The sequence below is a fragment of the Teichococcus aerofrigidensis genome, assembly GCF_054073225.1.
Window position 1 is genome coordinate 1 of the sequence record NZ_JBSXMU010000033.1, and the last position, 26,224, is coordinate 26,224.

Genomic DNA, 26,224 nt, shown 5'->3' on the forward strand with positions numbered 1-26,224 from the left:
GCCTTCGCCGCCGCGCGCGAGGCGCAGCTCCGCGCCGAATCCGGGCTGCAGCAGGCCGAGGCCGCCGCCACCGCCCTGGCGCAGCGCCTGGCCGAGCGGCTGGGCGAGCAGCCGGCGCTGCCGGACCCGCCCGAGGATCTCTCCGAGGCCGCGGAGGAACGGGCGCGCCGCAAGGCCGAGCGGCTGGCGCGGGAGCGCGAGGAGATGGGGCCGGTCAATCTGCGGGCCGAGCAGGAGATGGCCGAGCTGGAGGAGCGGATCGGCGCCATCGACCGCGACCGGGACGAGATCGGCACCGCCATCGCCAAGCTGCGGGGCTCGATCGGCCATCTGAACCGCGAGGGTCGGGAGCGGCTGCGCGAGGTCTTCAACCGGGTCGATGCCGAGTTCCGCGCCCTGTTCGGCCGCCTGTTCGGAGGCGGGCGGGCGCATCTGGCGCTGGTCGGCAGCGACGATCCGCTGGAGGCCGGCCTCGAGATCTACGCCGAGCCGCCGGGCAAGAAGCTCGCCACCCTCTCGCTGCTCTCCGGCGGCGAGCAGGCGCTGACGGCGCTGTCGCTGATCTTCGCCGTCTTCCGCTGCCAGCCGGCGCCGATCTGCGTGCTCGACGAGGTGGACGCACCGCTGGACGACGCCAATGTCGAACGGCTCTGCGGCCTGCTGGAGGCGATGGCCGGGGAGGCCGGCACGCGCTTCCTGGTGGTCACGCACCACCCGCTGACCATGGCGCGGATGCATCGGCTCTATGGCGTGACGATGCAGGAGCGGGGCGTCAGCCGGCTGCTCTCGGTGGATCTCGGAAAGGCGGTGGAAATGGTGGAAGCGCTGTCGTAAGGATATTACCCGAGCGCGATCCGCGGTTCGTCGCGGGTTCCGGAAGTTGAAGCGACTCCTCCGCCAAGCGTCGGGGTGATGGAATGCGACGTCGTTGCGTGCTTGGGTTGTCCGCTCTCAGCTTCGGTCTGCTGTCGCCCCGGCGACGCGGCCAGGCGGAAGGGATCGATGCCGCACCGGTCGTGCTGACCGTGGACGGTCAGGTTGCCGGCGGCGAGACCATCGACCTCACGCTCGAGCAGATCGAGGCCCTGGGCTTCGAGACCCTGCGCACGGCGACGCCCTGGACGCGCGGCCCGCAGGCCTTCGGCGGAGTGCCGCTCCGCAGCCTGCTGCGCGGCCTCGGCGTGTCCGGCGACATGGTGGCCTCGGCGCTCAACCACTACAATGTCACGATCCCGGCCGAGGACGCGGAGAAGCATGGCGCCTTCCTCGCCACGCGGCTGGACGGGGAGCCGCTGCGGCTGCGCAACCGGGGGCCGATCTGGCTGATCTATCCCTGGTCACTGCGGCCGGAGCTGGACCAGCCCCCCTATCATGAGCGCGCCATCTGGCAGTTGCGCCGGCTCGAGGTGCGATAGGTGACACCGCGCCGCCTGCGCGCTCTGCTCGCTGGCCGGCGCGGGGCGCTCTTCAAGCTCGGCCTTGGCGGCGCGGCGCTGCTCTTCTGCCTCTCCATCGCCGCGTCCGGCCTGCACCTGACGACACAATCCGAGCTGGAGGCGCGGGTGCAGCGCACCAGCGTCTGGACCGCCAGCCAGATGCTGGTGGAGCTGAGCGAGTTCGAGGCCGTGCTGCGCGGCGTACAGCTCGGCACCGAATCGCCGGCGCGGATGTGGCAGCAGTTCGAGATCCTCTACAGCCGGATGAAGTCGATCGATCCACCGGACGACCGGATTCCCCAGGATGAGATGGACCGGCTGCGCGACCAGGCCCCCCTGCTAATGGCGGAGCTGGACGAGATCGAGCGGGACCTGCAGGCCATGCTCGCCGGCAGCGTGGCGGCGGGTGGGCGGGTCGATCGCCGCCTGGCCGAGATGAAGCTGCTGCTCCGGCACGCCAATGTCCGCATCCACCAGCAGCGCAATGCCCTGGCGCAGCAGGCGCTGGCCAATCTCGGCACCGGCCAGACGGTCTTCCTGGCCTGCACCCTGGGCCTCATGGTCTCGGCCGGGCTGCTGATCCTGCTGCTGCTGGCGGAAAGCGCGCGCGCCCGGCGGCTGCTGGCGCAATCCCGCGCCGCCGCGGAGCAGCTCAGCCAGGCCGAGGGCACGCTGCGCATCCTGATCGACAACCTGCCGGCGCTGATCTGCGCCACGGACGCCGCCGGGCGCTGCCTCTTCGTGAACGAGGCCTATGCCGGCTTCCACGGGCTGGAGCCCGGCCGGGTGGTGCCCGACCTCTGCGACGGCCCGCAGGCCGGGCTGCTGCTGCGCGCCCTGGCGACGGAAGGGCCGCTGCCCTTCGTCGAGGGCGCGGCGATCGACCACAGGGGCCGGTCGCGGACGCTGCTGAGCACGGCGGTCTCGGTGGCCGGCGCCGGCGGCGAGCGGCGGCGCGTGGTCTTCATCGCCTTCGACATCACCCACCGCAAGGCGGCCGAGAACCGCATCCGCCACCTGGCCGAGCATGACCCGCTGACCGACCTGCCGAACCGCACCCTGTTCAAGACGAGGCTGCGCGCCGCCCTGGCGCCGGTCGACGGGGAGCGGGGAGGGGAGGGGATGGGCGCGTTCCAGCCCTTCGCGCTGCATTCGATCGACCTCGACGGTTTCAAGGCGGTGAATGACAGCCACGGCCACCCGGTGGGCGATGAGCTGCTGCTCGCCGTCGCGGCGCGGATGGCCGCCTGCCTGGCGCCGGAGGACATGCTGGCGCGAATCGGCGGCGACGAGTTCGCGGTGATCCAGGCGCGGGTGGCGGGGGCGGCGGAGGCGCTGGCCCTCTCCGGCCGGCTGATCGCGGCGGCGCAGGAGCCCTTTCACATCGGCGGCCTGCCGATCCGCATCGGCGCCAGCATCGGCACCGTCCTGGCGCCCGGGCAGGGTTGGCGGGACGAGACGCTGCTGCGGCGCTCGGACATGGCGCTCTACGAGGCCAAGGCGGCGGGGCGGGGGCAGGCGGTGCTGTTCCGCCCCGAGATGGAGGAGGCGGTGCTGGACGAGCGGCTGCTGACCAGCGAGGTGGTCGCCGCGCTGCGGCAGGAGGCGCTGTTCCTGGTCTTCCAGCCGAAGTACCGCATCGGCGGCGCCGAGCCCATCGGCTGCGAGGCGCTGCTGCGCTGGAACCACCCCGTGCGCGGCGCGGTGCCGCCCGGCCGCTTCGTGCCGCTGGCCGAGGCGGCCGGACATGCCGCCGCCCTCGCGCGCCACGTGCTGCGCCACGCCTGCCGCCAGGCCGCCGCCGGGCGGCGGGAGGGGCAGGAGATGCCGGTGGCGGTCAACCTCTCTGCCTCCCTCTTCGCCACCACCGAGGCGGTGGAGCTGGTGCGCGAGGCGCTGGCGGAGAGCGGCCTGCCGCACCGTCTGCTGGAGGTCGAGCTGACCGAGAGCATCTTCATCCGGGATGCCGAGCGGGCGCGGGAGACGCTGGCCGGGCTGCGCGCGCTCGGCGTGCGGGTGGCGCTCGACGATTTCGGCACCGGCTATGCCGCGCTCGGCTACCTGCAGAGCCTGCGCTTCGACACGCTGAAGATCGACCGGGTGTTCATCCAGGCGCTCGGCTCCGGCCGGCCGGACAGCACGGCGATCGTCGCCGCCATCCTGGCGCTGGCGCGGGCGCTGGGGGCCGAGGCCGTGGCCGAGGGGGTGGAGACCGAGGCGCAGCTCGCCGCCCTGGCGGCGCTCGGCTGCGACGCCGTGCAGGGCTATCTGCTGGGCCGGCCGATGCCCGCCCCGGCGCTGGCGGCGCGGTTCCGGGCCGCCGCCCTGCGGCCGTGATGCCGCCCCCGCCCTTGACACCTCATGAAGGCCCCCTTACGAGCCGTCCAGCCTTCCGGCGGGGGGACCGCGGGAGCAAGGGTTGAACGAGCAGAACGATTTCGAGGCGCGACTGAGGCAGGCCCGGCGGAAGCAGGGCCTGGAGAAGGATGCCGGCCAGGGTGGCAACGACCATCCGGACGGACTTCCGCCCAACGCGTTTCAGATCGGCATGCGGGCGGGCGTCGAGGTCGTTTCGGCGTTGATCGCCGGCGCGGGTCTGGGCTGGCTGCTCGACCACTGGCTCGGTTCCTGGCCCTGGCTCTTCATGGTCTTCTTCGTGGTGGGTGGTGTCGCCGGGGTGATGAACGTCTATCGGCTGTTCAACCCCCGGACAGGCGCGCGCAAGTAGCACCGGGATACGGGAGAGCCGCAGTGGCCGCCGAAGGCAAGACGATCGACGCGCTGAGCCAGTTCGAGCTGCATACGGCCCTGGGGCCGATCGGCGCGGCGGTGAACTTCACCCAGTCCAACGCCCATATGCTCGCCGCGTCGGTGATCATCGTGCTGATCATGACGCTCGGCATGGCGCCGCGCGCGGTGGTGCCGGGCCGTTTCCAGGCCCTGGCCGAGACCTTCTACGAATTCGTCGAGAACCTCGTCGCCGGGCAGGTGGGCCACGAGGGGAAGCGCTACTTCCCCTTCGTCTTCGCGCTCTTCATGTTCGTGCTGTTCGGCAATGTGCTGGGGCTCTTCCCCTACGCCTTCACCTATACCAGCCACATCGCGGTCACCTTCGGCCTGGCCTTCCTGGTCTTCGCGGTGACGACGCTGGTGGCGCTGGCGCTGCATGGCAAGAAGTTCTTCGGCTACTTCTTCCCCGAGGGCGCGCCGCTCTGGCTCGCCCCGATCATCGTGCCGGTCGAGGTGGTGTCCTACCTCTCGCGGCCGATCAGCCTCTCCGTCCGTCTGTTCGCCAACATGGTCGCCGGCCACGTGCTGCTGAAGGTGTTCGCCACCTTCGTCGTGCTGCTGGGCGGCCTGGGCGCCGTCGGGCCCCTCGTCGCGGTGCTGCCGCTCGGGGTGAACGTCCTCCTGATCGGGTTCGAACTCCTGGTGGCCTTCCTGCAGGCCTATGTGTTCGCCATCCTGACCAGCATCTATCTGCATGACGCGGTGCACCTGCACTGACGGGGTCAGTCCTCACAAAGGGACCACGTCTCTGCGGGACCGCGTCCGGCGGACCTAACATCAGATCAGCGAAGGGATACCTCTGATGGAAATCGTGCTTGCTGCGAAGGCGATCGGCGCCGGTATTGCCGTCCTCGCCCTGTTCGGCGTCGGCCTCGCGCTCGGCAACATCTTCTCGACGCTGATCGCGTCCGTGGCCCGCAACCCGGCCTCGCGCGACACCGTGTTCCCCATCGGCATCCTGGGCTTCGCCCTGACGGAGGCCGTGGCGCTCTTCGCGCTGCTGATCGCCTTCCTGATCCTGTTCACCTGATCCGCCGGGTGAAGTGAAGGAGGGGCGCGGCCATGGCGCCGTGCCCCTCCGAACCGGTGCGCGAATTGCAGGGATGCAGATGATGAAGCGGATGACCCTGGCCGGCGTGACGGCCGCTCTCTACAGCCTCGGCGCCCAGATGGCGCTGGCGGCGACGGCGGTGCCCGACGGCCTTGAGGCCCAGTCGGTGGCGGCGGCGGAAGCCTCCGGCGGCATGCCGCAGCTGGACTTCGCCAATCCGCTGATGCTCGCCCAGATCGTCTGGCTGCTGATCATCTTCGGCGTCTTCTACTACGTCCTGTCGAGCATCGCCCTGCCGCGCGTCGCTTCCGTGCTGGAGGAGCGCCGCAACCGCATCGAGGGCGACCTCGAGGCCGCGCGGGCCGCCAAGTCCGAGGCCGACGCCGCCATGGAGGCGCACCGCGCCGCCACCGCCCGCGCCCGCGCCGAGAGCCAGGCCGCCATCGCCGAGGCGACGCAGTCCGCCCAGGCCGAGGCCGCGGCCAGGGGCGCCGAGCTGAACGCCCGGCTGAACCAGCAGATCGAGGCCGCCGAGGCCCGCATCAACACGGCCCGCGACACCGCCATGGGCGCGCTGCGCGAGGTCGCGACCGACACCGCCAATGCGCTGGTGACGCGGCTGACCGGCCTGAAGAACGAGCCCGCCGTCGCCGCCGCCGTGCAGCGCGAGCTGGCGGCCCAGGGCCGGGCCTGAGGAGGGCGCGATGCATCATTACGAGCATTTCTGGCTGAACCCGACCTTCTGGGTCGCGGTCTCCTTCATCATCTTCGTGGTGCTGCTCGGCCGCACCATGTGGACCAAGGCGACCGAGGCGCTGGACGCCCGCGCCGCCAAGATCCGCGCCGATCTCGACGAAGCCGCCCGCCTGCGCGGCGAGGCCGAGGCGATGCGCCGCCAGGCGGAGGCCGACCGTGCCGCCGCGCAGAGCGAGGCGACGGCGCTGATCGCCCGCGCCAAGGCGGAGGCCGAGCGCCTGTCCGCCGCCACCGCCGCCGAGGCCGAGGCGACCGCCAAGCGCCGCGAGCGCATGGCCCTGGAGCGCATCCAGGCCGCCGAGGCCGGTGCCCTCGCCGAGGTGCGCCAGGCCGCCGCCGCCGTGGCCGCCGCCGCCGCGCGCGAGGTCATCGCCGAGACGCTGGATGCCAAGCAGGACGCCAAGCTGATCGACAACGCCGTGGCCGACCTGCCGCGGGCGCTGCGCGCCGCCTGAGGCCGGTCGCGCCGGTTGCCGCCGGACGAGGGGCCTTCGGGCCCCTTTGTCGTTTCCGTGCCTCCGGTTTGCCTTGCCGCGCGGCAGGGGGTATCGATCCGGCCCGTTTCCCGCCCCGCAGGAACCCCGCCTTGTCCGATACCGCCGCCCCGGTCCGCTACGTCGCCAAGAACATGCGGCTCGACCTGCGGCTGATCGCGGAGATGATCGCGCCCGGCAGCACGGTCCTCGACATCGGCTGCGGCGATGGGGCGCTGCTCGAGCATCTGGAGCGCGAGAAGGGCGCGGATGCGCGCGGCATCGAGATCGACATGGCCCAGGCCAGCGCCGCCGTGGCGCAGGGGCTGGCGGTGATCCATGGCGACGCCGACAACGACCTGGCCTCCTATCCGGCCGACGCCTTCGATTACGTCGTCCTCTCCCGCACCATCCACGCGGTGGAGAAGCCGCGCGAGGTGCTGCGGCAGATGCTTCGCATCGGCCGGCACGCCGTCGTCTCCTTCCCGAACTTCGGCCATTGGGAGGTGCGGCTGAAGCTGCTGCTGACCGGCCGCATGCCGATGACCTCGACCTGGGGGCGGCCCTGGTACGAGACGCCGAACATCCACCCCTGCACCATCCTCGACTTCTTCGACCTCTGCGAGCAGGACGGCTACGCGGTCGAGGACTGGCTGGCGGTGGACGAGCGGGGGCTGCGGGCGCCCTGGAAGCGCTCCGTCGGCCTGGCCAATCTCTTCGGGGAACAGGCCCTGTTCCTGCTGACCCGGAAGGCCTGAGGCGGGCGGCGGCGCGGCCCCGTGCGCGGGGTCGCGCCGGGAGGGTTCAGCCGCCGGTGCCGTTCGGGATCACCCGCACCCGGGAGATCTTCCCGTCCAGCCCGTTCTTGCGGACGTAGTCGACCAGGATGCCCTGGTTCTCGCGCGGCGTGTCGAAGTTCTGCTCGAAGGACCGCAGGCAGTAGCCCTGATCCTCCATGAAGTCGGGCCGCAGGATGTCGATGACGGTGAAGTCGTCGTCCTGCCGGGCATCGGGGCTGTCGAAGACGACGATGCGCGTGTTCATCGCCGCGGACTTCAGGATCCGCAGCGAACGGGCCTCGTCGTTGTCGCCGTCGCAGGGTCCGCTGCGCTTGCAGTTGTCGTTGCGCGCCACGCGGGAATCGTAGGTGAAGACGATATCCTGGGTGCAGCCGTTGCCCTCGTAGAAGATGAGGTCGTCGAGCGCCTTGGCCTGGCCGGCAGCCGACAGGGCGAGGCAACCGCCGAGCAGGCAGGTGGCCAGGCGTGATCGCAGTGAGCGCATGAGATGGGTCTCCCGATGCCGAAGGGCGGGAGCCGCCGCGCGGTCCGGACCGGCTCCTGGCCGTCATCCTGACGGCAGGGCCAGGTTGGCTCCGTGCCGGACCGAACCGATGTGCGCGCGCTCACAGACCTCCAGGCGGGGAGCCGGGCCTCAGGCCATGCCGCCCCGTGCCGTGATCGGCCAGAGGCACTCCACCCGGCCACCCCGCACGCCCACGAACCAGTCATAGCGGTCGATGGTCGGGTCGCAGTGGCCCGGCACCAGCCGCAGCGTCTCGCCCAGCGCGGGACGGGCGCCGCCCTCGATGGCGATATTGCCGTGCTCATCCGAGGCGCCGGCATAGCGCAGGCCCTCGCGCCCCCAGACCTTCGGGAAGCCGGAATCGGTCGGCACCGCCTTGTGGCCGGCATCGACCACGGCGAGGCCCGGCTTTGGCGTGCTCATCACCTGCGCCAGCACGAAAAGCGACTGGCGGAACGGCGGCGCCTCCTCGTTGGCGGCGTAGTCGGCGTCCATGAAGGCATAGGAGCCGGCCTGGATCTCGTTGAAGACGCCGCTCCCGGCCTCGTGGCGGAAGGTGCCGGTGCCACCGCCGCCGATGATGGCGCAGTCCAACCCCTGCTGGCGGAGCTGCTCGACGGTGCGTCGCGTCCGCTCGATGGCGCCTCCGATCGCCTTGGCCCGGCCGGCCGGGCTGCGGATGTGCTGGGCGCGGCCGTGATAGGCCTGCAGGCCGCCGAAGATCAGGTGCGGGCTGCCGGCGATGCGCTGCGCCAGGGCCACGGCCTCGGGCCCCGGCGCGACGCCGCAACGGCCGGCGCCGACATCGATCTCCCCCAGCACGGGCAGGCGCGTCCCGGCCGCCTCGGCGGCCTGCTCGATCCGTTCCACGGCCCCGGCGTCATCGGCGCAGAGCGCCACCTTGCTGATTCGCGACAGCGCCGCCAGCCGCGCCAGCTTGCGCGGCGCCACGACCTCGTTGCTGACCAGGATGTCGCCGACACCGCCCCAGGCCAGCGCCTCGGCCTCGGCCACCTTCTGCACGCACTGCCCGACCGCGCCGCGGCGGATCTGCTGCAGCGCGACCACGGGGCATTTGTGCGTCTTCGCATGGGCACGGAGCCGCGCCCCGGTCGGGGCGAGGAAGGCGGCCATGGCGTCCAGATTGGCCTCGAAGGCGTCGAGGTCGAGGATCAGGGCGGGGGTATCGACCTCCTCCTCGCGCATGCCGGGTTCGGCGGGCGGGATCTGCGGCATGGCTTCGGGACTCCGGCGAAGGGGAGGCGGAAGTCTAGGCCAGGGGGTCGGGGGCGGGAATGCCGCCCGGGCGGCACTGAACTGTCATTGCCGGGGCACTGTCATGGCGCCTGCCGCGGTGCAACATAACGCTGGTGCCGGCCAGGCCGGCGAATCGCGTGCCCTCCGGAGCCCCGCCCGTCCATGGACCGATCCACCGCGCCGGGCATCCTGCTCGCCTTCCTGGCCTATGCCGCCTACGCCGCCAGCGATGCCTCGGTGAAGCTGCTGGAGGGCGCGCTCAGCCCCTATGAGGCGGTCTTCTTCGGCGCGGTGTCGGGCCTGCTCGCCCTGCCGCTGCTGCGCCGGCGGGGGGAGCGGCTGCGGGATGTCTTCCATGCCAACAGGCGGCTGATGTGGTGGGTGCGCGCCGCCGCCGCCGCCACCGGCAGCCTCGGCAGCGTGACCGCCTTCACCCATCTCTCCATGGCCGAGGCCTTCTCGCTGCTGTTCCTGATGCCGACCTTCGTGACCCTGCTTTCCGTCGTCCTGCTGAAGGAGCCGGTCGGCTGGCGCCGCTGGGGCGCGGTGCTGATGGGCTTCGTCGGCGTGCTGGTAGTGCTGCGCCCGGGCTTCCGTGACCTCGGCATCGGCCATCTGGGCGCGGCGGTGGGGGGCCTCTCAGGCGCGGTCACGGTGGTCATGCTGCGCGCCCATGGCCAGAGCGAGAAGCGGATGTCGCTCTATGGCGCTGGGCTGCTGGGCCCGATCGTCACGGGCGGCCTGCTGATGCTCCCCGGGTTCGTCTGGCCGACGCCGGCGCAATGGGTCTGGCTGCTGGGCTATGGCCTGCTGGCGGCGGCGGGAAACATCCTGGTCATGCTGGCCTCGGCGCGGATTCCGGCGACGCTGGTGGCCCCCACGCAGTACAGCCAGATGCTCTGGGCCATCGCCTTCGGCTACCTGGTCTTCGACGACCCGCTCGAGCCGGTGATGGCGCTGGGCGTCGCCATCATCATCCTCTCGGGCGTCTTCACCTACATGCGCGAGACGGTGCGGCGGCCGAAGGGCTGGCGACGCGTGCCGCCGCTGCACCCGCAATGAGCGGGCGCGGTGCGGGGGGGGGGGCGCCCCCCCCCGGGGGGGGGCCCGGGGCGCGCCCCGGGGGGGGGGGGCGCCGCGGACGAAGACCGGATCAGTGTCCGGCATTCTCTCCGGAGAAGTCCGGCGCGGCGAGGCCCGAGGCCTCGACCTGCTCGGCCAGCAGCGCCTTCAGCCGCTCCAGCCCTTCCTCCGAGCGGGCCTCGGCGCGCGCGACCAGCACCGCCTGGGTGTTGGAGGCCCGCAGCAGCCACCAGCCATCCTCGGTCAGCACGCGGACGCCGTCCACGTCGTTCACCTGGGCGCCGGACTTCGCCAAGCGGTCCTTGACCTCCTGGATGACGCCGAACTTGCGCTCATCCGGGCAATCGAAGCGCAGCTCCGGGGTGTTGATGACCTTGGGCAGGGCGTCGCGCATCTGCGCCAGGGATTCGCTGGCGCGCGCCACGATGCCGAGCAGGCGCACCGCCGAATAGGGCGCGTCGTCGAAGCCGTACCACTTGTCGGCGAAGAAGATGTGGCCCGACATCTCGCCGGCCAGCGGCGCGCGGGTCTCGGCCATCTTGGCCTTGATCAGGCTGTGGCCGGTCTTCCACATCAGCGGCGTGCCGCCCGCCCTGGCGACCTCGTCGAACAGCACCTGGCTTGCCTTGACGTCGGCGATGATGGTGCCGCCCGGATGGTTCTTCAGCACGTCGCGCGCCAGCACCACCAGGAGCTGATCGCCGAACAGCATGTTGCCCTCGCCGTCCACGGCGCCGATGCGGTCGGCGTCGCCATCGAAGGCGATGCCGAGATCGGCCCCGGTCTCGCGCACCTTGGCGATGATCTGCGCCAGGTTCTTGAGCACGGTCGGGTCGGGATGGTGGTTCGGGAAGCGGCCGTCGATCTCGCCGTTGATGACGATGTGCTCGCCCGGCAGCTTCGCCACCAGCCGCCGCGTGATCTCGGCGCCGGAGCCGTTGCCCGGGTCCCACACCACCTTCAGCGCGCGGTCGCCGCCGTCATAATCCTTCAGCAGGCGCGCGATGTACTCCTCGGAGACATCGACCTGGGTGGAGGAGCCGGAGGCCTCGGGCACCACGTCGCCCGCCGCCGCCATCCGGCCGATCTCCTGGATCTGCTGGCCGAAGAAGGGCTTCTTGCCGAGCATCATCTTGAAGCCGTTGTAGTCCGGCGGGTTGTGGCTGCCGGTGACCATGGCGGCGCCGTCGGCGCCCAGCGCATAGGCGGCGTAGTAGAGCATCGGCGTCGGGCCGCAGCCGATGCGGGCCACCTCGAGGCCGCAGGCGACCAGCCCGGCGACCAGCTGCTCCTCCAGCTCGGGGGAGGAGAGGCGGCCGTCATAGCCCACCGCCACCTTCTTCCCGCCGCCCCGCGCGACAATGCTGCCGAAGCAGCGGCCGATGGCGAAGGCATCCGCGCCGGACAGGGTTTTGCCGACGATGCCGCGGATGTCGTACTCGCGCAGGGAGGTGGGGTGGAAGTCGTGGCGGAAGTTGCTCATCCAGCTTGGCCTTCTTCAGGTGCAGGCGGTCGGGAGCGGGAAACCGCCCGGCGGGCGGGCGGGTTTCCGGCTCCGGCGCGATCAGACGTATTTCGGCAGGAAGTCGTGCACCGCCTTGGCGATGTCGGGCCGCTGCAGGGCGAAGGCGATCTGCGCCTCCAGGAACCCCACCTTGTCGCCGCAGTCGAAGCGGCGGCCCTCGTAGCGCAGGCCATGGAAGGGCTGGGAGCCGATCAGCTTGGCCATGGCATCGGTCAGCTGCACCTCGCCGCCGGCCCCCTTCTCCATCTTGGACAAGTGCGTCAGCACCTCCGGCATCAGCACGTAGCGGCCGATGACGGTAAGGTTGGAAGGGGCGTCCTCGACCTTGGGCTTCTCGACCAGGCCCTTGACCGAGACCAGCCTGCCCTTGTCCTCTTGGATGTCCAGCACGCCATACTTGTTGACGCGCTCCATCGGGACCTCCTCGATGGCGACGACATTGCCGCCCGTCTCGAGATAGGCGTCCGCGAGCTGCTTGGTGCAGGACGTGTCGCAGAGCATCAGGTCGTCGGGCAGCAGGATGGCGAAGGGATCGTCCCCGATGAAGGAGCGAGCGCACCAGATGGCATGGCCGAGGCCCATCGGAACCTGCTGGCGCACCGTGGTGATGGAGCCGGGCAGCTGGGCCTGCTGGCGCAGCTCCTCCAGAAGCTCGTTCTTGCCGCGCTCCAGCAGCGTGCGCTCAAGCTCGTAGGCGACGTCGAAATGCTCGACGATGGCGGTCTTGCCACGGCCGGTGACGAAGCAGAACTGGTCGATCCCGGCGGCCCGCGCCTCCTCCACCGCGTACTGAATGAGAGGCTTGTCAACGACCGGAAGCATCTCCTTGGCCAGGGCCTTCGTGGCGGGCAGGAAGCGCGTGCCCAGGCCCGCGACGGGCAGCACGGCCTTCTTCAGCGGTTTCGTCACTCGGCTGATCCTTCAGGCTGTGGTCAGAACCTCTTCTGCCGCCAGGAAACGGCAGAACTAAGGCTGCGATGGCAGAGCTTTGCCATGGCACCGATCCTGCCGCAATCGCGGGCAGCACGCACTGGTTGAATCCATTATCGCAATAAAATGTCACGACAATAAAATGTCGCGGGCCCGGTTCAGGGCCGCCGCGCGGTCCGGCGGGCCGCCGCGATCGGGGTGGGCCTCCTGCATCAGCCGCCGGTGTGCCGCGCGGATCTCGGCCGGGCTCGCCCCGGCCGTCAGCCCCAGCGTCGCCAGGGCCCAGCCGTGCCCGGCCGCCTCCCCCTGCGGGCCGCCGCCGGCTTCCGCGCGCCACCCGGGATGCGCGTGGTCGAGCCAGTTCTCCAGCAGGGGAAGGCTTTCGGCATCCTCCTCCCGGCAGTGCCGCAGCAGGGCCAGCAACTCCGGCAGCGCCATCTCCCCCAGCTCGCGCCCGGCCTGCGGTCCGCTGCGGACCCGGCCGGACAGCTGCCCGCTGCCGAGGTCGAGGCGCATCAGCAGCGTCTCCGTCTCCACCTGCGTCGTGTTGCCGGCGGAGGCGGGGGCGGCGCCGAAGCGGCGCGCCTGGCGCCAGCCGCGCCAGAGCTGCAGGGCCAGCGGCGCCATCGGCAGCAGCGCCGCCGCAGCCTGCGCCATCCGTCCGCTGTAGACCAGCAGGCCGAAGGCGGCGGCGCCGAAGACCGCCAGCAGGATGGCACCGCCGCGCCGGACCTGCGCCACGCTGGCCGTGGCGAAGCCGTGCACGGTCAGGCCCATCAGCACCAGAACCGCCAGCCCGGCGAGGATCCAGGTCAAGGCGTGCGGGTCCGGACAGGGGGGCGGGGCGCCATCCAGGCGCGGCTGGCCAGCCTCATCGGCGGGGGGCCGGAAGCTGCGCCATCAGGCCGCGCGCCGCGCCGCCGCCGAGCCGCGCCAGCGCCCCGTGGCCGCCGGCGGCGAAGACCGCGACGGCGCGCAGCAGGTAGCGCAGCGTGGCGGGGCTGGCGGCGTCGAGGGCATGATGAGCACCGCCCGAGAGCCGGGCGATCTGTCGCAGGATGGCCGTGGCGTGGGCATCTCCCCCCTCCTGGAAGACGAAGGCGGGCGTGCCGCGCAGGCCCAGCTGGCCGGCGGCGTGGCAGAGCGGGTCGGCCGCCTCCTCGACGGCATCGCCGACGAAGACCAGCGCCGCCACCCGCTCCCGCGCCGTCTCCGCCAGGGCATGGGCGAGCACCGCGCCGATCTGGGTCTGGCCGCCGAGGCAGGTGACGCCGGACATGCGCCGGGCCAGCTCCGCGCCATCCTCCAGGAAGGGTGTGGCGGCGAATTCGCCGAAGCCACGGTAATAGGCGAGCTGGACCGCCAGGCCGCCATGACCGGCGGCGGCCAGGAACATCTCGCCCTGCAGATGGCTGGCGCGGTCCCAGGCGGGCTGGCGGCTGGCCGTCGCGTCCACGGCGAAGATCAGCCGACCGGGACGGTGGACCGCCGGGCGCAGGGCGGGTAGGCCCTCCGCCTGCTTCAGGAAGGCGGCGACGGCGGCGGAGGCGGGGCGGGCAGGGACATTCGCCATGCCTGCGAAGATGGCCTCGCCCGACCGCCCGTGAAAGACCGCCCCCCGCCCCGGCCGGACGGAAAAGCGCTCCAGCCTCAGCTCTGCGTCACGGCCAGCGCCGTCATGTTGGAGATGCCGCGCGCGGTCACGCTCGGCACCAGGACATGGACCGGCTTGCGCATGCCCAGCAGGATGGGGCCGACCTGCAACCCGTCCGCCGCCGCCTTCACCAGATTGTAGGCGATATTGGCGGCATCGAGGTTCGGCATGACCAGCAGGTTGGCCGTCTCGGTCAGCGGGGACGCATGCACGGCCCGGTCGCGGATCGCCGGGATCAGCGCCGCATCGGCATGCATCTCGCCATCCACCTCCAGATCCGGCGCGGCGGCCTGGATCAGCTTCAGCGCCTCGCGCATCTTGCGCGCCGAGGACGCGCCGCTGGCGCCGAAGGAGGAGTGCGAGAGCAGGGCCACGCGCGGCGTCAGGCCGAAGGCGCGCACCTGCTCGGAGGCAAGCAGCGTCATCTCCGCCACCTGCTCCGCCGTCGGATCGACGATCAGGTGGGTGTCGACGAAGAACAGCACGCCGGCCGTCAGGATCACGCCGGTCAGCGCATAGACGCGGCTGACATCCTCGCGCTTGCCGATCACGTCATGCGCCTGGTGCCAGATCCGCATCCATTCGCCCTGGCCGCCGACCAGCGCGGCATCGACATAGCCGCCCTCCAGCAGCAGGGAGGCGGCGACCGAGGGGCGGGTGCGGACGAAACGCTCGCAGGCATCCGGCGGCACGCCGCGGCGGCCGACCTTCTGCCGGTAGATGTCGATCAGCGGCAGGAAGATCTCGTCATCGACGTCCGGGTCGAGCACACGGACGCTCTCCTCGAGATCCATGCGCAGGCCCATGGTCCTGACCTTCTCGGCGATCACGGCGCGGCGGCCGATCAGCACCGGCTCGGCCACGCCGTCATCCAGCACCGACTGCACGGCGCGCAGCACGCGCTCGTCCTCGCCCTCGGAATAGGCGACGCGGCGCGGCTGCTTGCGCGCCGCCTCGACCACCGGGCGCATCAGGTCGCCCGAGCGGTAGACGAAGCGCTCCAGCGTCTCGCGATAGGCGGTGAAATCGGCGATCGGCCGTGTCGCGACGCCGCTGTCCATCGCCGCGCGCGCGACGGCGGGCGCGATCTCCAGGATCAGCCGGGGGTCGAAGGGCTTCGGGATGATGTAGTCCGGCCCGAAGATCGGCGCCTGCCCGCCATAGGCGGCGGCCACCACCTCGGAGGCCTCGATCCGCGCCAGGCGGGCGATGGCCTCGACGGCGGCCACCTTCATCGCCTCGTTGATGGTGGTCGCCCCGGCATCCAGCGCGCCGCGGAAGATGAAGGGGAAGCAGAGGACGTTGTTGACCTGGTTTGGATAGTCCGAACGGCCGGTGGCGACGATGGCGTCCGGCCGGGCGGCGCGCACCGCCTCGGGCAGGATCTCCGGTTCGGGATTGGCGAGTGCCAGCACCAGTGGGCGCGGCGCCAGCTTGGGCAGCCATTCCGCCTTCAGGACCCGCGGCGCCGAGAGGCCGAGGAAGACATCGGCGCCGGTCAGCACCTCCTCGAGGGTGCGCGCCGTGGTCGCCTGGGCGTAGCGGTCCTTGTAGGGGTCCATCAGCTCGGGGCGGCCGACATAAACCACGCCCTTGATGTCGGTGACGGTGATGTTCTCGCGCTTCGCGCCCATCGCCACCAGCAGGTCGAGGCAGGCCAGCGCGGCGGCGCCGCCGCCGGAGGTGACGATCCGCGCCTCGGCGAGCTGCTTGCCCTGCAGCAGCAGGCCGTTGCGCACGGCGGAGGCGACGATGATGGCGGTGCCGTGCTGGTCGTCGTGGAAGACCGGGATCTTCATCCGCTCGCGGAGCGCGCGCTCGATCTCGAAGCACTCCGGCGCCTTGATGTCCTCGAGGTTGATGGCGCCGAAGCTGGGCTCCAGCACCGCCACGGCCTCGACGAACTTCGCCGGGTCGAGCTCGTCCACCTCGAGGTCGATGGAATCGATGCCGGCGAACTTCTTGAAGAGGACGGCCTTGCCCTCCATCACCGGCTTCGAGGCCAGGGCGCCGATGGCGCCGAGGCCGAGCACGGCGGTGCCGTTGGTGATCACGGCGACCAGGTTGCCGCGCACCGTCATGTCGTAGGCGGCCCGGGGGTCGGCCGCGATCGCCTCGCAGGCGGCGGCGACGCCGGGGGAATAGGCCAGGGCCAGGTCGCGCTGCGTCGCCATCCGCTTGGTCGGCTCGACGCTGAGCTTTCCAGGGCGCGGCAGCTGGTGGTAGTTCAGCGCCGCCTTGCGGAAATCATCGTCCATGCGCACCTCCGTGCCCCGGACGATGACGGAGCCGGCACAGTGCCACAAGGGAGCAGGGCCGGATGACAGGCGGGGCGATGAATTACGGTTCAGGGAAATATGCGGTCGAGAAGATTCGAACTTCCACGGGGTTGCCCCCACCAGCACCTCAAGCTGACGCGTCTACCATTCCGCCACGACCGCACGTGGGAAAGTATCAGGCAGGGCCGGGCGTATAGCCGATGATCTCGGAGACAGCAACAACCCCCGGAGGGCCGGCGGAAGATAATTCTTCGGCCCCCGCTCCCGCTCCCGCCCCGGACACGCCCGAATGGCGCGTCGCCCCCGGCCTGACCGCCTATCCGGAGGCCCTGGCGGCCATGGAGGCGCATGCGACCGCCATCCGCCAGGACGGCGCGCCGGAGCGGGTCTGGCTGGTCGAGCACAGCCCCGCCTATACGGCCGGCACCTCGGCCACGCCGGACGGCCTCGTCGAGGCGCGCTTCCCGACCTACGCCGCCGGGCGGGGCGGGCAATGGACCTATCACGGCCCCGGCCAGCGCACTGCCTACGTCATGCTGGACCTCACGCGGCCGCACGGCCGCGTGCCGGCGCGCGACGTGCGCGCCTTCGTGCACGGGCTGGAGGAGTGGATGATCCGCGCCCTGGACCGTTTCAACGTGCGCGGGGAGCGGCGTGAGGGGCGGGTCGGCATCTGGGTGGCGGACCCGGCGCGCGGGCGGGAGGACAAGATCGGCGCCATCGGCGTGCGCGTGACCCGCTGGGTGAGCTGGCACGGCATCGCGCTCAATGTCGATCCCGACCTGTCGCACTTCGCCGGCATCGTGCCCTGCGGCATCCGCCAGCACGGTGTCACCAGCCTCTGGGCGCTCGGCGTCACGCCCAGCATGGCCGAGGTGGACGTGGCGCTGCGGCTGGCCTGGGAGGATGTCTTCGGCTGACCGCGCCGCCGCCTCCGCGTTGCGGCGCCGGGGTTGCCATGCGATCATCGGATGACTGGGACGGGAGAACGGACATGACATCATCGCCGCGCCATGCGGGGCTGCGGAGAGCTGCGGCGTGAGCGCGCCGACGCTTTACGACGCCACCGGGCTGCGCGCCTTCGCCTCGGCCCTGTTCCAGGCGGCGGGCGTGCCAGCCGCCAAGGCCGATGTCATGGCCGGGGTGCTCGTCGAATCCGACCTGATGGGTCATGTGACGCATGGTCTCGGCCTGGTGCCGAAGTACCTGGACGATCTCGAGAGCGGCCTGATGCGCCCCGATGGCGAGCCGGAGGTGCTCTCCGACCGCGGCGCGTGCCTCGCCTGGAACGGCCGTGCCCTGCCGGGCGGCTGGCTGACCACGACGGCGCTCGACCTCGCCATGGAGCGGGCGCGGCAGCATGGCACGGTCAGCATCGCCATCGGCAACAGCCACCATATCGGCTGCCTCGCGGTCTATTCCGCGCGGGCGGCGGCGGAGGGGCTGGTCTGCATCCTGCACAGCAGCGCCCCGGGGACGGCCAGCGTCGCGCCCTTCGGCGCCCGGCAGGGCGTCCTCTCGCCCAACCCGGTCTCGGCCGGCTTTCCCACCGGCAGCGTGCCGGTGGTGACCGACATCTCCGCCTCCATCACCACCAACAACATGAGCCTGCGCCTGGCCAAGCTCGGCCGCCGCTTCCCGCAGAAATGGCTGATGGATGCCGAGGGCCATGCCACCGACGATCCGGCGGTGATCGGCCGGGGCGGCACGGTACTGCCCGCCGGCGGCCTCGATCACGGGCAGAAGGGCTATGGCTGGGCGCTGATGACCGAGGCGCTGACCCAGGGCCTCTCCGGCTTCGGCCGCGCCGACGGGGCCGGTGGCATGCTGGCCAGCGTCTTCCTGCAGGTGATCGATCCTGAGGCCTTCGCCGGGCTCGACGCCTTCACCCGCCAGACCGGCCATACGGTCGCCGCCTGCCGCGCCGCGGCGCCGCGCCCGGGTGTGGAGAGGGTGCGCCTGCCCGGCGAGAAGGGCCTGGCCCAGCGCGAGGCCGCGCTGCGCGAGGGGGTGCCGCTGGCCGAGGGCATCCTGGAGTCGCTCCGCCCCTATGCCGGGCGCCTCGGCGTCGCCCCGCCGGAGCCCGTGGCCTGAATTGTCGTATCCGTGGCTTGTCCAGCGGTCCCGCCGGCGGACAGGCCACCCTCAAGCATCAACGATAAGGGACGTCCGCCCATGTCCATCATCGACCTTTCCGCCAAGCGGCTGAACGGCCCCGTCATCCGCCTGCATCCCAACGACAATGTCGTGGTCGCCCGCATCCCGGTGGAGGCGGGCACCTCGATCCCCGGCGAGAACGTCCTGGCGCGCGAGGCGGTCCAGGCCGGCTACAAGATCGCCACGCGCCATCTGCGCAAGGGCGAGCCGATCCTGAAGTACAACGTGACCATCGGCTTCGCCGCCGAGGACATGCCGGCCGGCACCATGCTGCACGGCCACAACATCACCTTCACCGAGTTCGACCGCGACTACGCCTTCTGCGAGGACTACGCGCCGCTCGCCATGGTGCCGGAGGCGGAGCGCGCCACCTTCCAGGGCATCGTCCGCGGGGACGGGCGCGTCGGCACGCGGAACTACATCGGCATCGTCTCGACGGTGAACTGCTCGGCGACCGTGGTGCAGAACATCGCCGATCACTTCACCGCCGATCGCCTGGCCGAGTTCCCCAATGTCGACGGCGTCGCCGCCTTCACGCACCAGACCGGCTGCGGCATGGAGCTTTCGGGCGAGCCGATGCAGCTGCTGCGGCGGACGCTCGCCGGCTACATCCGCCACCCGAACATCGCCGCCGTGCTGGTCATCGGCCTCGGCTGCGAGCGCAACCAGATCGCCGGGCTGATGCAGGAGCACGGCCTGTCGGCGGGGCCGAAGCTGCGCCACTTCACCATGCAGGAGACCGGCGGCACGCGGAAAAGCATCGAGGCCGGCATCGCCGCCGTGCGCGAGATGCTGGCCGAGGCCAATGCCGTGACGCGGCAGACGGTGCCCGCGAGCCACATCATGGTCGGGCTGCAATGCGGCGGCTCGGACGGCTTCTCCTCGATCACCGCCAATCCGGCCCTCGGCCATGCCATGGACATCCTGACCCGGCACGGCGGCACGGCGATCCTGTCCGAGACGCCGGAGATCTACGGCGTCGAGCACACGCTGACACGCCGCGCCGCCAGCCGGGCGGTGGGCGAGAAGCTGATCGAGCGCATCCGCTGGTGGAAGGACGAGTATGCCGCCGGGCGCGACACGCAGATCAACGGCGTGGTCAGCCCCGGCAACCAGGCCGGCGGCCTCGCCAATATCTTCGAGAAGTCGCTCGGCTCCTCGATGAAGGGCGGCACCGGCCCGCTGATGGAGGTCTACAAATACGCCGAGCCGGTGACGACGCCGGGCTTCGTCTTCATGGACAGCCCGGGCTTCGACCCGGTCTCGGCCACCGGTCAGGTGGCGGGCGGGGCGAACGTCATCTGCTTCACCACCGGCCGCGGCTCGATGTTCGGCTGCAAGCCGGCGCCCTCGATCAAGCTCGCCACCAACACGCCCATGTACCGCCGGCTGGAGGAGGACATGGACATCAATTGCGGCGAGATCCTCGACGGCACGGCCAGCCTGCAGGAGATGGGCCAGCGGATCTTCGAGCACATCCTGCGCATCGCCTCCGGCGAACGGAGCAAGAGCGAGGATCTCGGCGTCGGCAAGCACGAGTTCGTGCCCTGGCAGATCGGCATCATGGGGTGAGGGGACCCGCCATCCGGGCATTCCGCGGAGGCCCGGATGGCGACCAAGTCTTACAATCTATCCGGGCAAAAGTGCTGGAACAGCTCTCGTTAAGAGATTAGCCTCCGTCGCCAGCAAGGAGACGGTCGAAGCATGACAGCCGCTTTCCAACAATACGTGTCCTTCGGGGTGAACTGCGAGACCGCTTTCCAGATGAGGCGGGTCCTCGGCCGGGACAGCGCCTCCTTCTTTTCCTGGAACGTGACGCGGTTCCGCGCTCTCCTCAGCCTTCTTGATTCGGATTTTAGGGGAATTCTACAGCGGGACAATCTGTCCTATGATCCGAAATCCGGATTGATCCACGACACCTCTCATGATTACTGGCTGCATTCGCCCTTCGCGGCCGATGAGCCCTGGACGGGTGCCGTGTTCGAGGAAAAGCTGACCCAGCTCCGCGGCAAGATGGCCTATCTGGCGGAGAAGTTCCGACGGAACGCCTCATCCGGCGCCCGCACCGTCTACTTCTATCGAACCGAGGAGAGGGAGGATCTGCGCCGCAACGCCGCGGCCCTGCGTGACTGTCTGCGCAAATGGCACGGCGGTGGCGGCAGCTTCGTCCTCGTTGTCCTGCAACACGAGAAGTATCGCGAGCCCTCCTGGCGGGAAGCGGGGATGTTCAACCGCTATCTCACGCGCTGCGCGCCCTGGTCTGATGCCTCGGATGGGCATGTCCGATCCTGGGATGCGGTTTTCGCCGAGTTCCCCCACCAGGAGCCCCTGCGGCTGGCCGGCTTCAACAAGGCGGCGGCGAGCCCGTCCTTTCTCGCCGCCTGACCCGCCGCCTCAGCCGCGCAACTCCCGCAGCGTCGCCACGATCAGCGCCAGGTCCTGCTCCCGCGCCAGGCGGTGGTCGCCATCCTTCACCAGGGTGACGCGGACATCCTGTGTCGTCAGATGGCCGGCGATCTCGGCCGCCATCTCCCAGGGCACCTCGTTGTCGCGCATGCCCTGCAGCAGCCGCACCGGCCCGTCGAAGGCGATCGGGCCATCGAGCAGCAGGTTCCTCGCGCCATCCTCGATCAGCCGGCGCGTGATCGGCACCGGAGGGCCATAGGGGCTCTCCACATGCAGCACGCCCTCCCGCAGGATGGTCTCGCGCTGCGCCTCGGTGAAGCTCGGCCACATCAGCTTGCGGGTGAAGTCCGGCGCGGCGGCGATGCCGAGCAGGGCCCGGATGCGGCTGCCGGGAAGCCGCGCCCAGCGCCGCGCCAGGAGCAGCGAGATCCAGCCGCCCATGGAGGAGCCGACCAGCACCAGCGGCCCCTCGGTCAGCCGCTCCAGCGCCGTGGCGGCATCCTCCGCCCATTCGCCGACGCAGCCGGCCTCGAAGGCGCCGTCGCTGGCGCCATGGCCGGAGTAGTCGAAGCGCAGGAAGGCGCGGCCCTCGGCGGCGCAGGCGTCGCGGAGCGCCAGGGCCTTGCTGCCCTCCATGTCGGAGCGGAAGCCGGTCAGGAAGACCGTGGTGGGGCCGCGCCCCGGCAGGCGGGCCCAGGCGAGATGCGTGCCGTCGCCCCGATCGAGCCGGCCGGTTTCCTCCCGTGTCATGCGTGCGGCAATCCCCGCTTGGCCAGGTTGGCCATCAGGGCGCCGATGCCGAAGCGCCAGGGCGGGCAGGCATCGGTGCGGTCCACGGTGTTCACCAGGGCACCCAGGCGCGGGCTGGCGATGCACACGACGTCGCCGACATGGTGTGTGAAGCCCATCCCCGGCGCGTCGCGGTCGGCGGCCGGCGAGAAGGGCGTGCCGAGGAAGAGCGCGGCGCCGTCCGGGTACTGGTGGTGGGGGTTGATGAGCTGGTCGACGATCTCGGTCGGGTCGCGGCTGATGGCGCCGACGCGGCCGCTCTCCTCCAGCCGGAAGCCATCCGGCCCCTCGATGGTCAGCGTGATCCCGGCGGCCCGGACATCCTCCAGCGTGAAGCCCTCGTCGAAGAGGCGAATGGCCGGACCCAGGGCACAGGCCGCGTTGTTGTCCTTGGCGCGGCCGAGCAGCAGGGCGGAGCGGCCCTCGACATCGCGCAGGTTCACGTCGTTGCCGAGCGTGGCGCCCAGGATGCGGCCGCGCGCGTCGATCGCCAGCACCGCCTCGGGCTCGGGGTTGTTCCAGGAACTGCCGGGATGGATGCCGACCCTGGCGCCGGAGGGCACGGCGGAGAGCGGCTGGGCCTTGGTGAAGATTTCCGCATCCGGGCCGATGCCGACCTCCAGGTACTGGCTCCACCAGCCGCGCGCGACCAGATTCTCCTTGAGCGCCATGGCCTCCGGGCTGCCGGGGCGGAGGCTCGCGATATCGTCGCCGATGATGCCGCGCACCTCGGCCCGCACCGCCTCCGCCTGGCTGGCATCGCCCCGGCACCGCTCCTCGATGACGCGCTCCAGCATCGAGCGGGCATAGGTCACGCCGCAGGCCTTGAGCGCCTGCAGGTCGAAAGGCGCCAGCAGGCGGTGGGGGCCCTCGCCGGCCAGCAGGCCCGGAACGTCGAGGGCGATGGGCGCGCCGCGCGCCGGGATCGCCTCCAGCGGCTGGTCGCTGTTCAGCCAGGCGCTGACCGTGCCGAAGGCAGGCGTCATGTCGAAGGCGGCGCCGCGCGCCAGGGCGAGGGCCATCGGCCCGTCCGGCCCCTCGGCCCGGAGGGCGAAATGGCCATCCCGCCAATCCTCCGGCAGGGCGGTGGAGAGGGTGGTCATGCGGCGTCCTCCTGCTGTGTGCCTCGTGAGGCTTGGCGAAAACCGTACCGCCTTCCGATCCCGCTTGCCATCCGGGCCATGCCGGTGAAAGCATGGCCGGACAACCGGTGAAGCCGGGACTTGGGAGGGATGAACACATGTCCGAGATCACGCGGCGCGTGGCCTTGCGCGCGGCCGCTGGCCTGTTGGCGGCGCCGGCCCTGGTGGAAAGCGTGGGGGCGCAGCAGGCCTTCGACTGGAAGCGCTTCAAGGGCGAGAAGGTCGAGGCCAGCCTGACCGCCAATCCGCGCTCCAGCCTGCTGATCCAGCATCAGAAGGAGTTCGAGGAGCTGACCGGCATCCGCGTCGGTGCCGAGGCCATCCCGGAGCAGCAGCACCGGCAGAAGTTCGCCATCGAGTTCGCCTCCGGCCGCCCTTCCTTCGACGTGGTCGGCATCAGCCTGCATGTCAGCAAGCGGCAGGTGGGGCGCGCCAGGTGGTGCACCGACGTCAAGACGCTGATCAACGATCCCACGATGACGGCGCCCGACTTCGACTTCGCCGATTTCGGCCAGGGCGCCGTGGCCTATTCCACCCAGGCCGACGGGCGCATGGACACGCTGCCCGAGTTCACCGACTACTTCGTCATGTACTACAACAAGGAGCTGCTGGCCTCGAAGGGCATCGCGGTGCCGAAGACCTTCGACGAGCTCTACACCGCGGCCAAGGCGCTGACCGATCCGTCGAAGCAGCAGTACGGCTTCGTGGGCCGCGGCCTGCGCAACGCCAATGTCGTGCTCTGGTCCTCCTTCCTCCTCGGCACGCAGCAGCGCGACACGGTCAGCCCCGAGATGAAGCTGCTGACCGACACGCCCGACGCCGTCTGGGCCACCGAGATGTATGCCAAGCTGATGCGCGAATGCGGCCCGCCGGGCAGCATCGGCTTCAACTGGAACGAGTGCCAGACCACCTTCATGCAGGGCCGTGCCGCCTTCTGGATCGACGGCGTGGGCTTCGCCGCGCCGCTGGAGGACCCGAAGCGTTCGCGGCTGGCGGGTGGCAAGGTGGGCTACGCCGTCTCGCCCGCCGGCCCGGCGCACCACCATTGCTGCCTGTTCGGCACCGCCTTCGGCATCGCCGAGCAGAGCCAACGCAGGGGCGCGAGCTGGTACTACCTGCAATGGGCGACCGGCAAGGCGAACCAGCTTCGCTACCTGACCTCCGGGGCCGGCGCGCCGGCCCGGGCGAGCGCCTTCCGCAACGAGGAGGCGATCGCTTCCAGCCGCTTCCCGCGCGAGTTCTTCGAGACCCTGACGCAGAGCAGCCGCATCGCGCGCCCCGGCCTGCCGGAGATCGTGCCGGTGACGGAGTTCCGCGACACCATCGGCACGGCGCTGACCAACGCCATCGGCGCCGGGGCCGACATCCCCGCCGAGCTGAAGCGCGCGACCGACGCCTTCCGCCCGGTGCTGGAACAATCCGAGCGGGCGACCTGATCGTGCCATGTCGGGCGTGACATCGGGAAAGCCGGCGGCCATGGGCGCACCCGCCCTGGCCGCCGCGCCGGGGCGGCGCCGGAACTATGCGCGCCGCTACTGGTGGTTCGTGGTGCCGGCCGGGGTGGTGGTGCTCTCCGTCATCCTCTTCCCCTGGGCCTTCACCCTCTTCATGTCGGCGCATGACTGGAAGATCGGCGGTGGCCACCATTTCGTCGGCCTCGACAACTACCGCAAGCTCCTGACCGATGAACGCTTCCACTGGGCCATGCTGCGGACCCTGTACTTCACCGCGCTGGCCGTCATCCTGCCGATGATCCTCGGCGTGGCGGGCGCGCTGGTGTTCAACCGGAAGTTTCCGCTGCGCGGCCTGGCGCGCACCCTCTTCATCCTGCCGATGATGGCGACGCCGGTGGCGGTGGCGCTGGTCTGGACCATGATGTTCCATCCCCAGCTCGGCGTGCTGAACTGGCTGCTGACCTGGTTCGGCCTGCCGCCCAGCATGTGGATCTACGACCCCGCCACCGTCATCCCGACCCTGGTGATGGTCGAGGTCTGGCACTGGACGCCGCTGGTCATGCTGATCGTGCTGGGCGGCCTGGCCTCGCTGCCGCAGGACCCCTACGAGGCGGCCAAGATCGACGGCGCCAGCGCGCTGCAGGCCTTCTGGCACATCACCCTGCCGCTGCTCGCACCGTTCATCGTCGTGGCACTCATCATCCGCACCATCGACGCGCTGAAGGCCTTCGACACCATCTATGTCATCACCCAGGGCGGGCCGGGGACCAGCAGCGAGACCATCAACATCTTCCTCTACCTGCAGGGCTTCGCCTACTACAACATGGGTTATGCCAGCGCGGTGGTGGTGGTCTTCTTCCTCCTGATCGTCGCCCTGGCCTCCCTGCTGCTCTGGACGCGCGGGAGGGTCAAGGCATGATGCGCCTGCTGGAGAAGCTGGGCTTCGCGCTCGCCGTGCTCTTCCTCGTCTCGCCGGCGATCCTGGTCTTCCTCTGGATGCTTTCGCTGTCGATGAAGACCGAACTGGACAACACCGCCTTCCCGCCGGTCTTCATCCCGAACCCGCCGGTCTGGGACAACTTCATCGAGGTCTTCTCGCGGAACGACTTCCTGAAGTACACCTGGAACTCGATCCTGGTCTCCTTCAGCGCCACCGGCCTCGCCATCCTGATCGGCGTTCCGGCGGGCTACGGCATCGCCAAGATGCAGGCGACCCGGGCGGCGATGCTGATCCTGATCGCCCGCATCACGCCCGGCCTTTCCTACCTGATCCCGCTCTTCCTGCTGTTCCAGTGGCTGGGCCTGACCGGCACGCTGACGCCGATCGTCATCACGCATCTCGTCATCACCGTGCCGATCGTGGTCTGGGTGATGATCGGCTTCTTCGAGGGGCTGCCGGCGGAGCTGGAGGAGGCGGCGCTGGTCGATGGCGCGACGATCTGGCAGGCCTTCCGCCATGTCGCGCTGCCGCTGGCCATGCCGGGCATCACCGTCGCGGTGATCCTCTCCTTCATCTTCTCCTGGAACAACTTCATCTTCGCCATGGTGCTGGCGGGCCGGGAGACACGGACGCTGCCCGTCGCGGTCAACAACATGCTGACCTTCGAGCAGATCTCCTGGGGCCCGCTGGCGGCGGCGGCGCTGCTGGTGACGCTGCCGGTGCTGCTGCTGACGCTGCTGGCGCAGAAGCAGATCATCGCCGGGCTGACGGCGGGCGGTGTGAAGGGTGGGTGAGGG

The 26,224-nt window shown here is 70.7% G+C and carries 25 protein-coding genes, 1 tRNA gene and 1 pseudogene; 17 read left to right on the forward strand and 10 right to left on the reverse strand.

Annotated elements, in window-relative coordinates; genetic code table 11:
- The 9 genes and pseudogenes from ACVMLK_RS09485 to metW all read left to right on the forward strand — a co-directional run.
- Positions 1–834 (forward strand): annotated as a pseudogene (locus tag ACVMLK_RS09485) (chromosome segregation protein SMC); the annotation flags it as partial.
- Positions 835–917: 83 nt separating this feature from the next.
- Positions 918–1,415 carry a molybdopterin-dependent oxidoreductase gene (locus tag ACVMLK_RS09490; protein WP_457486256.1) on the forward strand — a complete coding sequence of 166 codons (498 nt, stop codon included), beginning with the start codon at positions 918–920 and terminating at the stop codon, positions 1,413–1,415.
- Positions 1,416–3,773 carry a putative bifunctional diguanylate cyclase/phosphodiesterase gene (locus ACVMLK_RS09495; protein ID WP_457486257.1) on the forward strand — a complete coding sequence of 786 codons (2,358 nt, stop codon included), beginning with the start codon at positions 1,416–1,418 and terminating at the stop codon, positions 3,771–3,773.
- An 82-nt stretch (positions 3,774–3,855) separates the two neighbouring features.
- Complete coding sequence (locus ACVMLK_RS09500) at positions 3,856–4,164, forward strand: AtpZ/AtpI family protein (RefSeq protein ID WP_198366557.1); 309 nt, start codon at positions 3,856–3,858, stop codon at positions 4,162–4,164.
- Positions 4,165–4,187: 23 nt separating this feature from the next.
- The gene (locus tag ACVMLK_RS09505) at positions 4,188–4,943 is read left to right on the forward strand and encodes a F0F1 ATP synthase subunit A (protein WP_198366558.1); all 756 of its coding nucleotides are present in this window, start codon (positions 4,188–4,190) and stop codon (positions 4,941–4,943) included.
- A gap of 85 nt (positions 4,944–5,028) precedes the next feature.
- The gene (locus ACVMLK_RS09510) at positions 5,029–5,256 is read left to right on the forward strand and encodes an ATP synthase subunit C family protein (RefSeq protein WP_076959667.1); all 228 of its coding nucleotides are present in this window, start codon (positions 5,029–5,031) and stop codon (positions 5,254–5,256) included.
- An 82-nt stretch (positions 5,257–5,338) separates the two neighbouring features.
- The gene (locus tag ACVMLK_RS09515; protein ID WP_422923187.1) at positions 5,339–5,971 is read left to right on the forward strand and encodes a F0F1 ATP synthase subunit B family protein; all 633 of its coding nucleotides are present in this window, start codon (positions 5,339–5,341) and stop codon (positions 5,969–5,971) included.
- Positions 5,972–5,981: 10 nt separating this feature from the next.
- On the forward strand, positions 5,982–6,488 hold the full coding sequence (locus tag ACVMLK_RS09520; protein ID WP_457486258.1) for a F0F1 ATP synthase subunit B family protein: 507 nt from the start codon (positions 5,982–5,984) through the stop codon (positions 6,486–6,488).
- A gap of 173 nt (positions 6,489–6,661) precedes the next feature.
- A complete protein-coding gene (gene metW / locus ACVMLK_RS09525; protein WP_198366603.1) occupies positions 6,662–7,264 on the forward strand; it encodes a methionine biosynthesis protein MetW in 603 nt (200 codons plus the stop codon).
- A gap of 46 nt (positions 7,265–7,310) precedes the next feature.
- On the opposite strand, the gene ACVMLK_RS09530 is transcribed toward metW, so the two are convergent.
- Both ACVMLK_RS09530 and ACVMLK_RS09535 read right to left on the reverse strand, forming a co-directional pair.
- Positions 7,311–7,790 carry a hypothetical protein gene (locus ACVMLK_RS09530; protein WP_198366561.1) on the reverse strand — a complete coding sequence of 160 codons (480 nt, stop codon included), beginning with the start codon at positions 7,788–7,790 and terminating at the stop codon, positions 7,311–7,313.
- Between the two features lie 150 nt (positions 7,791–7,940).
- Entirely contained in the window at positions 7,941–9,047 is a 1,107-nt protein-coding gene (locus ACVMLK_RS09535) for a DSD1 family PLP-dependent enzyme (protein ID WP_457486259.1), read from the reverse strand.
- 183 nt (positions 9,048–9,230) lie between these two features.
- On the opposite strand from ACVMLK_RS09535, the gene ACVMLK_RS09540 reads away from it, so the two are divergent.
- On the forward strand, positions 9,231–10,130 hold the full coding sequence (locus tag ACVMLK_RS09540; protein WP_198366563.1) for a DMT family transporter: 900 nt from the start codon (positions 9,231–9,233) through the stop codon (positions 10,128–10,130).
- Positions 10,131–10,221: 91 nt separating this feature from the next.
- Here the strand turns inward: ACVMLK_RS09540 and pgmG are convergent, their stop codons facing one another.
- The 6 genes from pgmG to ACVMLK_RS09570 form a co-directional block, all read right to left on the reverse strand.
- On the reverse strand, positions 10,222–11,634 hold the full coding sequence (gene pgmG, locus ACVMLK_RS09545) for a phosphoglucomutase/phosphomannomutase PgmG (protein ID WP_198366564.1): 1,413 nt from the start codon (positions 11,632–11,634) through the stop codon (positions 10,222–10,224).
- Positions 11,635–11,715: 81 nt separating this feature from the next.
- Positions 11,716–12,585: a UTP--glucose-1-phosphate uridylyltransferase GalU gene (gene galU / locus ACVMLK_RS09550; protein ID WP_198366565.1), complete on the reverse strand. Its 870-nt coding sequence runs from the start codon at positions 12,583–12,585 to the stop codon at positions 11,716–11,718.
- 150 nt (positions 12,586–12,735) lie between these two features.
- Complete coding sequence (locus tag ACVMLK_RS09555; RefSeq protein ID WP_457486260.1) at positions 12,736–13,422, reverse strand: J domain-containing protein; 687 nt, start codon at positions 13,420–13,422, stop codon at positions 12,736–12,738.
- A gap of 55 nt (positions 13,423–13,477) precedes the next feature.
- On the reverse strand, positions 13,478–14,179 hold the full coding sequence (locus tag ACVMLK_RS09560; RefSeq protein WP_457486261.1) for a VWA domain-containing protein: 702 nt from the start codon (positions 14,177–14,179) through the stop codon (positions 13,478–13,480).
- A gap of 77 nt (positions 14,180–14,256) precedes the next feature.
- Positions 14,257–16,518, reverse strand: a complete 2,262-nt coding sequence (locus tag ACVMLK_RS09565; RefSeq protein WP_457486262.1) for an NADP-dependent malic enzyme — start codon at positions 16,516–16,518, stop codon at positions 14,257–14,259.
- Positions 16,519–16,618: 100 nt separating this feature from the next.
- Positions 16,619–16,701 (reverse strand) — tRNA-Leu (locus tag ACVMLK_RS09570).
- Positions 16,702–16,739: 38 nt separating this feature from the next.
- Here ACVMLK_RS09570 and lipB point away from each other — a divergent pair.
- The 4 genes from lipB (at position 16,740) to ACVMLK_RS09590 (ending at position 21,081) form a co-directional block, all read left to right on the forward strand.
- Positions 16,740–17,459, forward strand: coding sequence for a lipoyl(octanoyl) transferase LipB (lipB, locus tag ACVMLK_RS09575; protein ID WP_457486263.1), 720 nt, complete (start codon positions 16,740–16,742; stop codon positions 17,457–17,459).
- Between the two features lie 118 nt (positions 17,460–17,577).
- Complete coding sequence (locus ACVMLK_RS09580) at positions 17,578–18,633, forward strand: Ldh family oxidoreductase (RefSeq protein ID WP_457486264.1); 1,056 nt, start codon at positions 17,578–17,580, stop codon at positions 18,631–18,633.
- Between the two features lie 81 nt (positions 18,634–18,714).
- Entirely contained in the window at positions 18,715–20,268 is a 1,554-nt protein-coding gene (locus ACVMLK_RS09585) for a UxaA family hydrolase (protein WP_457486265.1), read from the forward strand.
- A gap of 132 nt (positions 20,269–20,400) precedes the next feature.
- A complete protein-coding gene (locus tag ACVMLK_RS09590; protein ID WP_457486266.1) occupies positions 20,401–21,081 on the forward strand; it encodes a hypothetical protein in 681 nt (226 codons plus the stop codon).
- A gap of 9 nt (positions 21,082–21,090) precedes the next feature.
- Here the strand turns inward: ACVMLK_RS09590 and ACVMLK_RS09595 are convergent, their stop codons facing one another.
- Together ACVMLK_RS09595 and ACVMLK_RS09600 are read right to left on the reverse strand one after the other, a co-directional pair.
- The gene (locus tag ACVMLK_RS09595) at positions 21,091–21,852 is read right to left on the reverse strand and encodes an alpha/beta hydrolase (protein WP_457486267.1); all 762 of its coding nucleotides are present in this window, start codon (positions 21,850–21,852) and stop codon (positions 21,091–21,093) included.
- Positions 21,849–22,994 carry a fumarylacetoacetate hydrolase family protein gene (locus tag ACVMLK_RS09600; RefSeq protein WP_457486268.1) on the reverse strand — a complete coding sequence of 382 codons (1,146 nt, stop codon included), beginning with the start codon at positions 22,992–22,994 and terminating at the stop codon, positions 21,849–21,851. The genes ACVMLK_RS09595 and ACVMLK_RS09600 overlap by 4 nt, the downstream gene beginning before the upstream one ends.
- Before the next feature lie 137 nt (positions 22,995–23,131).
- Here ACVMLK_RS09600 and ACVMLK_RS09605 point away from each other — a divergent pair, with 137 nt between their 5' ends.
- Genes ACVMLK_RS09605 through ACVMLK_RS09615 form a run of 3 tightly spaced genes read left to right on the forward strand, consistent with a single transcriptional unit; the run spans position 23,132 to position 26,221 of the window.
- A complete protein-coding gene (locus ACVMLK_RS09605) occupies positions 23,132–24,469 on the forward strand; it encodes an extracellular solute-binding protein (RefSeq protein WP_198367476.1) in 1,338 nt (445 codons plus the stop codon).
- A 40-nt stretch (positions 24,470–24,509) separates the two neighbouring features.
- Complete coding sequence (locus ACVMLK_RS09610) at positions 24,510–25,406, forward strand: carbohydrate ABC transporter permease (protein ID WP_457486269.1); 897 nt, start codon at positions 24,510–24,512, stop codon at positions 25,404–25,406.
- Positions 25,403–26,221 carry a carbohydrate ABC transporter permease gene (locus ACVMLK_RS09615; protein ID WP_198367474.1) on the forward strand — a complete coding sequence of 273 codons (819 nt, stop codon included), beginning with the start codon at positions 25,403–25,405 and terminating at the stop codon, positions 26,219–26,221. Before ACVMLK_RS09610 ends, ACVMLK_RS09615 begins: the two co-directional genes overlap by 4 nt.
- Positions 26,222–26,224: the final 3 nt, after the last annotated feature.